Raw genomic sequence first — 12,070 nt, forward strand, 5'->3', positions numbered from 1 at the left:
GGACCGCCTCCCACCTGAACGCCCCCGATGACCTTGAGCAGCAGCCCCTCCTCCCGCAAAGACACCGGCCCCAAGCGGCGCGCGGCGGACGTGGCCTACGAAGCCATCGAGGCCATGATCGCCACCCTGCAGCTGCAACCCGGCAGCCCGGTGGTGGAGGCCGAGATCGCCGAGAGCACGGGCCTGGGCCGCACGCCCGTGCGCGAGGCCCTGCTGCGCATGGTGTCCATCGGCCTCATCGTGCAGCAGCCGCGCCGCGGGCTGCAGGTCTCCAACATTGACCTGGCGGACCACCTGGACGTGATCCAGACGCGCCGCGTGCTGGAGCGCCTTATCGCATCCTGCGCCGCGCGGCGCGCCACGGCGCCGCAGCGCCAGGCCATCGTGCGCTGCGCCGAGGAGATGGTGCGCGCCGCCGAGCGCGGCCACCTGGACGGCTACATGCTGGCCGACCACGAACTCGACAAGATCGTGCACCTGGCCAGCCAGAACCAGTCGGCCGTGAAATCCGTGGCACCGCTGATCGTGCAGTGCCGCCGCTTCTGGTACGCCTACCAGCACGAGGGCGATGTGAGCGAAGGCGCACGCGCCCACATGCACCTGGCCCAGGGCATCGCCAGTGGCGACGAGGACCATGCCGTGGCCGGTGCCAACCAGCTCATGGACTACCTGGAGCAGTTTGCGCGGCGCATCATCGACCGGTGAGCGCGGCCATGTTCACCCTCACCACCATCGCGCAGCTTCCCGGCGCCTTCACCGCACCATCCTGGCTGCGGCCCACAGACCCGGTGCTCCTGCACACGGGCGACCTGGCGATGGAGGGCGACCTGCCGCTGGACTGGAGCGCCGGTTGGGAAAGCGGCAGCATGGCAGCTGCCCTTGCAGGCCTGCCAGGCCAGGCCCTCTGCGGCCTGTGCGTGCAGGGCGACCTGCACCTTGCCGGCGCGCTGGTGAATGCCGATGGTGACTCCGGCGCCCTGCTGCTGGTGACCGGCGCGCTGCATGCGCGCCAGACCAGTTGCGGCGGCGCCTACATCCACGTGGGCGGCGATCTGTGCGTGCAGGAAGTCGTCTACGGCCACTACAACCATGGCCAGCTGGTCGTGGGCGGGCAGGTCATCGCCCAGGCGCTGGTCAACGATGACCATGGCATCGACGTGCGGGGCCAGCCGGCCAAGGGCGGCAAGCTGATGCGCATCGACCTGTCCGAAGGCCGGGACCCCGACGACCCGGAGACCCTGCCCGCTGCGCTGAAAAAGCTGCTCAAGAAGTCGCCCCTGTCGCTGGAATCGGTGCGTGCCGGCCTGCGCCAGGGGCACAGTCTGGCGTCCATGGCCACGCCGCAGACGGTGCAGGAGTGGCGCGACGTGGTCTGGAACGACTATTCCCGCATCGCCAAGATCCCCAAGGAGCTGCGCACCGAGGCCATGTACCTGGCCCTGCTGGCGCCCGGCTGCCCCCTGCCGCGCCCCGAGGTGCACGAGCTGTTTGCCAAGATCCCTGCCAAGGAGCTGACGCCTGCCGTGCGCCAGGCGGCCTTTGCGCTGGCGCCCAAGAGCCTGTTGATGCTGCCGCCGAAGTTCGACCTGCAGCGCGAGTACGAAGCCTGCTTTCTCGCACTGGACGATCCGCAGATGCTGGCAGCGGAGATTCCGACGCAGTTCATGAGCCCGGCCATGGTGGCGCACCTGGAGGCGCACGGCGCTGCGTAAGTAAACGTCTACGGGCTGCCCAGCGCGATGCGCTGCTCCAGGAAGCGCCACAGGCGCTCATCGCCGCAGAATGCCACGTTGAAACGCAGCCAGCCCGTGGGCCGCGGCTCCACCAGGAACAGGGCGCCCGGGCCGAGCATGATGCCCTCGCCCGTGGCCTCCCGGGACAGCTCGGCACTGTCGGGCAGGTCGGGATGCCGGGCCCACAGGTACATGCCGGCCTCGGGCTCGTGGAACAGTTCGAAGCCCAGGGCCTGCAGACGCCGGCCCACCGTGCGGTGCGCCTCGGCCAGGCGCTCGCGCAGCGACTTGAGGTGCTTGCGCCAGCGGCCGTCGGTCACCACGCCGAAGGTGATGCGCTCGGTGATGTCCGAGGAGGTCAGGCCCGAGACCATCTTGAGTTGTACCAGCTCGTCGAGCAGGTCGCGCCGCGCCGCCAGGTAGCCGGTGCGCAGGTTGGGCGAGATGGTCTTGGAGAAGCTGCCCAGGTAGACCACGCGGTCGAGCTGGTCCAGGCTGGCCAGCGAGGGGCGCGCGCCGGCCTCCATGTCGGCGTAGATGTCGTTTTCCACCAGCATGAAGCCATGCTGCCCGGCCAGCTGCAGCAGGCGGTGCAGTTGCGCCATGGACGCCACCGAGCAGGTGGGGCTTTGCAGGCGCGGCTGGGTGAAGAACACCGTGGGCCGGTGCTGCGCCAGCAGCGCCTCCAGCGCGGCCAGGTCGTAGCCCGTGGCCGTGCGCGGCACGCCCAGCGCATGGGCGCCGGCCAGGCGCAGCATGAAGTGCAGATTGGGGTAGCCCGGGTCGTCCACCAGCACCAGGTCGCCCGGCTTGACCAGGCGGCGCATGACCAGGTCCAGCCCCTGGCTGGAGCCCTGGGTGAGCATGATGCGCTCGGCATCCACGGTGATGTCGCGCTCGGCCATGGCCTGGGCCACCACGGTGCGCAGCTCCAGATAGCCGTGTGGCAGGCCGTAGCCGTCGAGCTCCGCCCCCTCGGCGGACAGGTGGCGCATGCTGCGGCGCAGGGCGTCGCCGAACAGCCAGTCCTGCGGCAGCCAGCCGCAGCCCGGCTTCATGGGCAGGTTGCGATTCTCGAAGATCTGCTTGAGGTACCAGCTTGCGTCGAAGGTGGGGGCGGGCTTCTCGGGCGCTGAAGCACCGGGCATGGCCGCGTCGCGCCGCTTCACAAAAAAGCCGGCGTTGGCACGCGAGACGAGCCAGCCCTGCGCCACCAGCCGGTCGTAGGCCTCGACCACGGTGAAGACGCTCACGCCATGCGTGGCGGCAAAGCTGCGGATGGAAGGGAGCTTGCTGCCGGGCTTGAGCGCCTGGCTGGCGATGAGGCCCCGCAGGCCTTCGACGATCTGGCTGACCAGGGGGGTCGCCAGGTCGGGGCGGAGTGTGAGCATCACGTGGGCGAAAGGGGCACGCAGCAGGCGCCCCGGAGGTGGGTGGAATGGCGTGTACTGGATTCTAGACCTGCACAGTGCACCCAAAACAGCAGGCCGGTGTACATGGACGCTGCGCGGGCCGGCTTCCAGAATGGCGCCATCCTTTTCTTCCCCATCACCACGCTTGCATTTCCACACCATGCAGAACGACCGCCACTTCACCAATGCCGCCCTCCTCGCCCGCCGCCATGCCGCCATCGCCCGAGGCGTGGGCCAGACGCACGAGATCTTCGTGCAGCGGGCCCGCAACGCCGAACTGTGGGACGTGGAAGGCCGCCGCTATATCGATTTCGCTGGCGGCATCGCCGTGCTCAACACCGGCCACCTGCATCCCGGCGTGGTCGAGGCCGTCAAGGCCCAGCTCGACCTGTACACCCACACCTGCTTCCAGGTCGTGGCCTACGAGCCTTACGTGGAAGTGGCCGAGCGCCTCAACACCATGGCACCGGGCGCCTTTGCCAAGAAGACGCTGCTGCTCACCACGGGCGCCGAGGCGGTGGAAAACGCCGTGAAGATCGCGCGCGCCCACACCGGCCGCCCAGGCGTGATCGCTTTCACGGGTGGCTACCACGGCCGCACGAACATGACGCTGGGCCTCACGGGCAAGGTCGCGCCCTACAAGATCGGCTTCGGCCCCTTCCCGGGCGAGGTCTACCATGCCCAGTTCCCGAACGCACTGCATGGCGTGAGCGTGGAAGAGGCCCTGCACTCGGTGGAGCTGCTCTTCAAGAACGACATCGAGCCCCAGCGCGTGGCAGCCTTCATCGTCGAGCCCGTGCAGGGCGAAGGCGGCTTCTATATCGCGCCACCCGAATTCATCAGCGGCCTCAAGGCGCTGGCCGACCGCTACGGCATTTTGCTGATCGCCGACGAAGTGCAGACCGGCGCCGGCCGCACCGGCACCTGGTTCGCCTGCGAGCAGTGGCCTGTGGCGCCCGACCTGATCACCACCGCCAAATCGCTGGCCGGCGGCTTCCCATTGGCCGGCGTGGTGGGCCGCGCCGAGGTGATGGACGCCCCCGCCCCGGGCGGCCTGGGCGGCACCTATGCCGGCAGCCCCGTGGCCTGCGCTGCGGCGCTGGCGGTCTTCGAGGCCTTCGACAAGGAAAAGCTGCTGGCGCGCAGCCAGGACGTAGGCGCCCTGCTGGTGCGCGGCCTCAAGGACATGGCGGCCAAGGTGCCCGCCATCGGCGACGTGCGCGGCCTGGGCGCGATGGTGGCCATCGAGCTGTTCGAGGGCGGCGACCTGCAGCGCCCCGATGCCGCACTGACCAGGAAGGTGGTGGCCGAGGCCGCACGCCGCGGCCTGATCCTGCTGTCCTGCGGCACCAACGGCAATGTGGTGCGCATCCTGGTGCCGCTCACGGCATCCGACGAGCTGCTGCAGGAAGGCCTGGCCCTCCTGGCCGACAGCTTCGCCGCCGTTGCGTGACTGTAGTAACCCTTCGATACCGATGACGCTGTCAGGGAGGTGACTGCGCTGTGTGCAGCGCAGCCACCCCACGTGTATATTCATTTTCGACATCCCAAGTCCCGCCGGCACAGCGCGGGCCCGCCCCTCACTACCGGCACTCCGACGAGACAAGCACCATGGACATGAAGACCTCCCCCCTTTCCCTGCTCAACGACCCCAGCCTTCTCAAGACCGACGGCCTCATCAATGGCCAGTGGGTGGCGGGCAGCAGCCGCTTCGACGTGAACGACCCGGCCACGGGCCTGAAGCTCGCCGACGTGGCCAACCTGGGCCCGCAGGATGCCGAAGCCGCCATCGCCGCCGCCAACGCCGCCTGGCCCGCCTGGCGCAGCAAGACGGCCAAGGAGCGCAGCATTATTTTGCGCAAGTGGTTCGACCTGCTCATGGCGAACCAGGACGACCTGGGCCGCCTGATGACCGCCGAGCAGGGCAAGCCCCTGCCCGAGGCCAAGGGCGAGGTGGCCTACGGTGCGAGCTTCGTGGAATGGTTCGCCGAAGAGGCCAAGCGCATCAATGGCGAGACCCTGCCCCAGTTCGACAACAACCGCCGCCTGCTGGTGCTGCGCCAGTCCATCGGCGTGTGCGCGGCCATCACGCCATGGAATTTCCCGCTGGCCATGATCACGCGCAAGGTGGCGCCGGCCCTGGCCGCAGGCTGCCCGGTGGTCATCAAGCCGGCCGAGCTGACCCCGCTGACCGCGCTGGCGGCGGCCGAACTGGCGATCCGCGCCGGCATCCCTGCGGGCGTGTTCAACATCCTGCCGGCCGACAGCGACAACTCGATCGCCATCGGCAAGATGCTGTGCGCGAGCGACGTGGTGCGCCACATCAGCTTCACGGGCAGCACCGAGGTGGGCCGCATCCTGATGGCGCAGTCGGCCCCCACGGTCAAGAAGATGTCGCTGGAACTCGGCGGCAATGCGCCCTTCCTGGTGTTCGACGACGCCGACATCGACTCCGCCGTGGAAGGCGCCTTCGCCAGCAAGTACCGCAACGCCGGCCAGACCTGCGTGTGCACCAACCGCTTCTACGTGCAGGAAGGCGTGTACGACGAGTTCGTCGCCAAGTTCGCCGCCAAGGTGAAGACGGCCAAGGTGGGCAACGGTTTCGAGGACGGCGTGAACCAGGGGCCGCTGATCGAGGAAGCAGCACTCGTGAAGGTGCAACGCCATGTGGACGACGCCCTGGCCAAGGGCGGCACCGTGGTGGCCGGCGGCAAGCGCCTGGCGGGCCAGTTCTTCGAGCCCACGGTGGTGGCCAACGCCACGCCCGACATGCTGTGTGCACGCGAGGAAACCTTCGGCCCCTTCGCCCCGGTCTTCAAGTTCAAGACCGAGCAAGAGGCCATCGACGCGGCCAACGCCACCGAATTCGGCCTGGCGAGCTATTTCTACACCCGCGACGTGGGCCGCATCTTCCGCGTGAGCGAGGCACTCGAATACGGCATGGTGGGCGCGAACGTGGGTCTGCTGGCGACCGAGCATGTGCCGTTTGGCGGCGTCAAGCAGTCGGGCCTGGGCCGCGAGGGCTCGCACCATGGCATCGACGATTATGTGGAAATCAAATACCTGTGCATCGGAGATGTTCAGAAATAAGCAGCTGAACCCATGGAAGGCAGGGCAAAATCCCTGCTCCCAGCCGACATGCACAAGCAGCCCCCACGGGGGCTGCTTTGCTTTTCAATCAACCAGAGGCGCGCATTCCGAGCGGGCCCACCGGCTGTGCACACAGAGGGAACCAATTCACATGAAAGCCTTGATCCTTGCGTTGCTGACCGCAGCGACTTCTACCGCGCACGCCCAAACACTGGAGGTCTTCGAATCCCACGGCAACATGCACTACGCCATGGTGCCCACCGACAAGGCCCGGGACACCCAGTACATGGAAAGAGCGGCCTACAAGTTCTGCCAGGACCAGAACAAGGGCAGTTGCAGGGTGATGATCTGGTCCGACAGCCTGGACAAGCCCACGGGCAACCCCTTCCACACACGGTACGACGAGAACAAGCTGGCCGAGTACATGCGCAACTACAGCGGCATCGCCGATGGCATCCGTTTCAATTGCAAGCTCGTGACCACCGCCAGCCGCTGCTACCAGCAGTGAGCGGCCGCCGGTGGCCGGTGGACAATTCGTCCAGTCGGGCAGCACTTCATCAATGCAGAATCCCCGAGGCCGGCCGGCCACCGTGCGCAGCCCACAGGGGGTTGCGCGCATCCATCACCGCGGCACGTGGCAACTTGCCCGCCGGCCGCGAGCACACTGGAGAGAACCCACCATGAAAGCCTTGATCCTTGCGCTGCTGACCGCAGCAACCGCAGTTGCCCACGCACAAACGCTCGACGTCTTCGAGACCCACGGCAATACGCACTACGCCATGGTGCCGACCGACAAGGCACAGGACACCGACTACATCGGCCGGGCCGCGTACAAGTTCTGCGCCGACCAGAACAAGGGCAGCTGCCACATCAAGGTCTGGTCCGACAGCCTGGACAAGCCCACGGGCCAGCCCCACCACACTCGCTACAACGACAACCAGCTTGCAGACTACACCCATGGGCCCATGGGCGTCAGCGCCACCCTCTTCAACTGCAAGATCGTGAAGAACGCCAGCCGTTGCTACCAGCGCTGAAGGTTCTTCACTCCTGCCCTGGCGCGTCGCGCCGGTTGGTGAAGCTGGCATTGCCCAGCCCCGTGCCCACGGTAAGAATGGCCCAGCGCTCCACGTCGTTGGTGAAGGGCATCTCCGAGAGGCCCTGCACGACGGCGTCGTTGTGCAGGCAGACCTGGGTGCGGCCATCGCCGATGTGCGGCAGGCGCTCGCACAGGTCGCGCGGCAGATGAAAACGCGTGCTCTCCCAGTTGCCCGGCAGGTTCTGCGTGCCACCGGCGAGCGAGCCGTCCTCCACGATCAGCCCCGGGCAGGCCACGCCGATGTAGGGCGCCAGGCGGATCTTCTTTTTCTCGGCGTGGGCGATCAGGTCTTCGAGGATGGTGGCGATGCCCTCCACCAGCTCGTCGCGCTTGGGCTCGTCGTCGGCATGGGCCCACTTCTCGCGGCGCGGCACCTCGGCCAGTGACATGTCGGGCGCCTTGTGCAGGTGTGTCTGCACGATGCCGCAGCGCACATTGGTGCCGCCGATGTCCACCGCAAGGATGGCGTCGTAGCTCTGCAGCAGGGCCGGCGGCGCCAGGTGCACCCAGCCGATCAGGCCGCCCTCGTCCGCATGGTGGTGCAGGGTGCGCAGCTGCACGGGCACCTTCTCGGCTTGGAGGATCTTGCCGGCGCGCGCGATGGCCATGCCGCCGACTTCGCTCTGGTGGAAGCCCCCGCCGATGATGATGCGCTCCACGCCCTTCCAGGTCTTGTGCTTGAGAAAGCGCTGCACCACATGGGCGAGCTGCAGCGCATAGTCCTCGGTGGCCGCTTCGATGGCCTGGGCGGCGATGCCGTCCTTTTCGAGCATGGCATCGAGCTGGTGCTTGCTCAGCTCGCGCGTGGATTTGCGGCCCATGGGGTCCTTGCCATCCATGGCAGTGAACAGCTTGCGCCAGGCGTCGAGCATGTGGCGAAAGGCCGTGCGGCTGGCCACGTCGCCCACGAAGCCGTCACCATCGCGCAGCTCCAGGCTGTAGCCCTCGATCACGACCGAGGCCAGGCGCATGTCGCCATGCGGGCCGACGATGCCCAGCTCGCGCTGGGCCTTGGCCTCCTTGTCCTCGCGCGCAGCGCTGGGCTTGGCGGCGTCGGCCTTTTTGCCGGCTTTCTTCGTGTCCTTTTCCTTGTCCTTGGATGCCATGCAGTCCCTCGTGCGATGAAGGCCCGCAGACGGGACCATCGCTGCATGGTGCCGCAGCCGGCGCGCAACCGGCGTCAGCCAATGCCTTGACATGGCCCCACGGTGCTCAGGCCTTTGGCGTGAACCAAGCCTTGGTCCGCAAGCCGCCCCACACCGCAAAGAAGAGAGCCGCCGCGAACACCCAGCCCGACAGCGCCCCGGCCATGCCGCCCGACAGCAGCGTGCCGATGGTGCAGCCCAGCCCCGTCATCGCACCCCAGCCCAGCAGCACGCCGCCCGAGAGGCCGCGCACGGCGTCGCGCCAGGTTGGCCAGCGCGGCGCGAACTGCCGGCTGGCCAGTGCGGCAATGAAGGCCCCGGCCACCAGGCCCGCTAGCAGCAGCGCATTGGGCGTGAACCAGGTGGACTGCGGCACCGTGGCGCAGCCCGCAAAGCCGTCGAGCCCGTCGAGCCGCTCGGGGATCCAGCCCTGGCCTTGCGCCCACTGGCGCGCCGCACTGCCCAGCGTGGCCGTGACACCCAGCGGGCGCATGCGCACGATGGCTAACGCACCGATGAGCCCCACGGCCAGGCCCCCGATCCAGTAGCTCCAACGACCTACCCACAGCTGGCGCCACACGGCATGCAGGCCGGGAACGCCCGTTGCCGGGTTCCCCGCCTTGGCGGAGTCGCGCGCAAACCCGCGCCACAGCCAGGCCGCCACAACGGCCAGCGCGGCCAGTTGCACCAGCAGCGCCCCGCCATAGCCCAGGTGCGCGGGCAGCCAGACCACCGGGGCATCGGCCACGCTCATGCTGTACAAACCGTTCCAGGTCTTGAACCCCAGAATGAAGCCCAGGGCCGATCCCAGCAATGCGAAGGGCGACACGGCCGAACCTTCGGCCAGCCGGTACCAGTGCGCGCTGATGCACGAGCCCGAGACCACCATGCCCGCGCCAAACGACAGGCCCGCCGCCACCAGCACCCAGCTCACCGGGCCGATGTGCATGTCCGGCGGCAGCTTGCCCGGCTGCGGCACCGGCAGCCAGCCGCCCAGCACCACGGTATACCCCACCAGGCCCACGGCCAGCGCCAGCACGATGGCCAGCAGGCCGCGCGGGTTGCCGCCCTCGAACCAGTCGCGCGCATGGCAATAGAAGCAAAAGCGCGAGCGCTGCAGGACCAGGCCCAGCACGGCGCCGGTCACCAGGGCGAACACCAGCGTGCGGCCACCGGCCAGGGTTTCGATCCAGCGCGTGGACAGGGCCAGTGCGGCCAGCAGTGCCACGGCGGCTGCGGGGGAAAGGTAGTTGCGAAGTGGATGCTGCTGTGTCGTCGCCATGGGCTGCCCAACGAAAAAAAGCCCGCCGAAGCGGGCTGTAAATGAGACCCCCTACCAAAAAACTGCGCGCCCGGCTACTTGGCGGCCCAGACGGTGCCGGCCGGGTTGTTGATGGGCACGCCCACGGCATTGCCGTATTCGGTCCACGAACCGTCGTAGTTCTTCACGCTGTAGCCCAGGATCTTGGACAGCGCGAACCAGGTGTGGCTGGAACGCTCGCCGATGCGGCAGTAGGTGATGACCGGCTTGCTGCCGTCGATGCCCACATTGGCATAGAGCTTCTTCAGGTCTTCGGCCGACTTGAAGGTGCCGTCTTCCTTGACCGCCTGGCCCCAGGGCACATTGGCGGCGCCGGGGATATGGCCGGCGCGAATGCTCAGCTCGGGCACACCGGCCGGCGCAAAGATCTTGCCGCTGTACTCATCGGCCGAGCGGATGTCCACCAGCTTGGCATTGCTCTTGCCCTCGGCCGCGGCCAGGGTGTCGGTGAGGCGGGCACGCAGCTGGGTGTTGACCTGTGCGACCTTGTAGCTGGTGGCTGCGAACTCGGGCACGCGGTTGTTCAGCGGCTGGTTCTCGGCCTCCCACTTCTTGCGGCCGCCATCGAGCAGCTTGACGTTCTTCACGCCGTAGATGTCAAACACCCAGGCGCCCCAGGCGGCAAACCAGTTGTTGGTGTCGCCGTAAAGCACCACGGTGGTGTCCTGGCCGATGCCGGCCTTGGACAACAGGGCCTCGAAGGCTTCCTTGCCGACGATGTCGCGGCGCACCTTGTCGTTGAGGTCCTGGTGCCAGGAGAAATTCACGGCGCCGGGCACATGGCTGCGCTCGTACAGGCCCGGGTTCACGCTGACCTCGACGATGCGCACCTGGGTGTTGTCCAGGTTCTGCGCCAGCCACTCGGTGCTGACCAGCGGGCCCGCCGGGATGGGGGTGGCGGCCCAGGCCAGAGATGCGCCCAGCGCCATGCCGGCGCCCAGCACCCATGCGCCGAGGCGGCGGCCCAGGGACTGGGTGGGGTGGATCGTCGTCGTGTGCTGTGGCTGGCTCATGCGGGTCATCCTTTCATTCGGGTGGCCGGTGCTGCAACCATTGCGGCAACCGATGGAAGAAATTTACGGGCAGCCGGGAGCCAGCGGAACAAAGCAAAACGCGCTTGGATATGCGAAAAAGGCGCGAGCATGACCGGATGGACCGAATGGGATTTGCCGGCCCGCGCGCGCCCCGCCCAATCAGCGCAGGCGCAGCTTGAGTTCCTCGCTGGCCTGGTGCAGCGCCGCGCGCGTGGCGGGCAGGTCGGCCAGCGCGTTGAGCAGGCCGAAGTCGTGGATCATGCCGTTGTAGCGCGTCACGACCACGTGCACGCCCGCCGCGTCGAGCTTGCGCGCATAGGCTTCGCCCTCATCGCGCAGCACGTCCTTCTCGGCCGTCTGGATCAGCGCAGGCGGCAGGCCCTTGAGCTGCTCGGGCGTGGCCAGCAGCGGCGAGGCGTAGATCTGCTGGCGCTGCTGGGCGTCGGTGGAATAGGCGTCCCAGAACCACTTCATCATGCCTTTGGTCAGGAAGTGGTCGTTGGCGAACTCATCGTAGGAGGCGTTCTCGAAGTTGGCGTTGGTCACGGGCCAGAACAGCACCTGTGCGCGCAGCGCGGGCGTGCCCTTGGCCTTGGCCATCAGCGCCACGGCGGTGGCCATGTTGCCGCCCACGCTGTTGCCCACGATGGCCAGGCGCTTGCCGTCCACCTGGATCTGCGCGCCGTTCTCGGCCACCCACTTGGTGGCACCATAGATCTCGTTGATGGCCACGGGGTAGCGTGCTTCAGGCGAGGGCGTGTAGTTCACGAAGATGGCGGCAGCGCCGGAGTCGGCCACCAGGTCGCGCACGAAGCGCTCGTGCGTGGGGAAGTCCCCCAGGATCCAGCCGCCGCCGTGCACGAAGACAAAGGCCGGCAGCACACCCTTGGCGCCGGCCGGGCGCACGATGTGCAGGGCGACGGGCTTGCCGTCAACGGTGATGGTCTTTTCGCTGACATCGGCAGCGGGCAGCCGCGCGCCCTTTTGCGCGCCCACGAGCACCTGGCGCGCATCGGCCGGCGACAGGGTTTCGAGCGGCTGGCCGCCGCCCTTGGCCAGGGCTTCGAGAAAGGCCTGGGTGTTGCGCTCGACCCCGGGGCTGCCGGCGGCCAGGGACAGGGTGGACGCCAGGGCCAGGGCGGAAGCGGCGGCGAGACGGTGCGTGAACTGCATGGTGTGGATCCTGGGTAACGAGGTGGGTGGAGTGGACTTGCCGTGGAGGCAGAACGAACTTTAGGC

The 12,070-nt window shown here is 67.9% G+C and carries 11 protein-coding genes; 6 read left to right on the forward strand and 5 right to left on the reverse strand.

All coding sequences use genetic code 11. The annotated features are described in order from the left end of the window. Nucleotides 1–27 precede the first annotated feature (27 nt). Both AC3WOH_RS23580 and AC3WOH_RS23585 read left to right on the forward strand, forming a co-directional pair. Nucleotides 28–705, forward strand: a complete 678-nt coding sequence (locus AC3WOH_RS23580; protein WP_492231757.1) for a GntR family transcriptional regulator — start codon at nt 28–30, stop codon at nt 703–705. Nucleotides 706–713: 8 nt separating this feature from the next. After that, nucleotides 714–1,712, forward strand: a complete 999-nt coding sequence (locus tag AC3WOH_RS23585; RefSeq protein ID WP_492231758.1) for a hypothetical protein — start codon at nt 714–716, stop codon at nt 1,710–1,712. A gap of 8 nt (nt 1,713–1,720) precedes the next feature. Here AC3WOH_RS23585 and AC3WOH_RS23590 read toward each other — a convergent pair whose 3' ends face one another. After that, nucleotides 1,721–3,124 carry an aminotransferase-like domain-containing protein gene (locus AC3WOH_RS23590; RefSeq protein ID WP_492231759.1) on the reverse strand — a complete coding sequence of 468 codons (1,404 nt, stop codon included), beginning with the start codon at nt 3,122–3,124 and terminating at the stop codon, nt 1,721–1,723. Between the two features lie 181 nt (nt 3,125–3,305). On the opposite strand from AC3WOH_RS23590, the gene gabT reads away from it, so the two are divergent. The 4 genes from gabT (at nt 3,306) to AC3WOH_RS23610 (ending at nt 7,269) form a co-directional block, all read left to right on the forward strand. Further along, entirely contained in the window at nt 3,306–4,598 is a 1,293-nt protein-coding gene (gene gabT, locus AC3WOH_RS23595) for a 4-aminobutyrate--2-oxoglutarate transaminase (protein WP_492231760.1), read from the forward strand. Nucleotides 4,599–4,756: 158 nt separating this feature from the next. Next, nucleotides 4,757–6,235, forward strand: a complete 1,479-nt coding sequence (locus AC3WOH_RS23600; RefSeq protein WP_492231761.1) for an NAD-dependent succinate-semialdehyde dehydrogenase — start codon at nt 4,757–4,759, stop codon at nt 6,233–6,235. 151 nt (nt 6,236–6,386) lie between these two features. Then, entirely contained in the window at nt 6,387–6,743 is a 357-nt protein-coding gene (locus AC3WOH_RS23605; protein WP_492231762.1) for a hypothetical protein, read from the forward strand. 172 nt (nt 6,744–6,915) lie between these two features. Beyond that, the gene (locus AC3WOH_RS23610; protein ID WP_007861428.1) at nt 6,916–7,269 is read left to right on the forward strand and encodes a hypothetical protein; all 354 of its coding nucleotides are present in this window, start codon (nt 6,916–6,918) and stop codon (nt 7,267–7,269) included. 7 nt (nt 7,270–7,276) lie between these two features. Here the strand turns inward: AC3WOH_RS23610 and AC3WOH_RS23615 are convergent, their stop codons facing one another. The 4 genes from AC3WOH_RS23615 to AC3WOH_RS23630 form a co-directional block, all read right to left on the reverse strand. Next, nucleotides 7,277–8,437 carry an ROK family protein gene (locus tag AC3WOH_RS23615; protein ID WP_492231763.1) on the reverse strand — a complete coding sequence of 387 codons (1,161 nt, stop codon included), beginning with the start codon at nt 8,435–8,437 and terminating at the stop codon, nt 7,277–7,279. Nucleotides 8,438–8,543: 106 nt separating this feature from the next. Continuing rightward, complete coding sequence (locus AC3WOH_RS23620) at nt 8,544–9,758, reverse strand: YeeE/YedE family protein (RefSeq protein ID WP_492231764.1); 1,215 nt, start codon at nt 9,756–9,758, stop codon at nt 8,544–8,546. Nucleotides 9,759–9,832: 74 nt separating this feature from the next. Further along, on the reverse strand, nt 9,833–10,726 hold the full coding sequence (locus AC3WOH_RS23625; RefSeq protein ID WP_492231840.1) for a sulfurtransferase: 894 nt from the start codon (nt 10,724–10,726) through the stop codon (nt 9,833–9,835). Between the two features lie 264 nt (nt 10,727–10,990). After that, nucleotides 10,991–12,004, reverse strand: a complete 1,014-nt coding sequence (locus AC3WOH_RS23630; RefSeq protein ID WP_492231765.1) for an alpha/beta hydrolase — start codon at nt 12,002–12,004, stop codon at nt 10,991–10,993. Nucleotides 12,005–12,070 lie beyond the last annotated feature (66 nt).

The organism is Acidovorax sp. FW305-C-20-28, assembly GCF_058783375.1.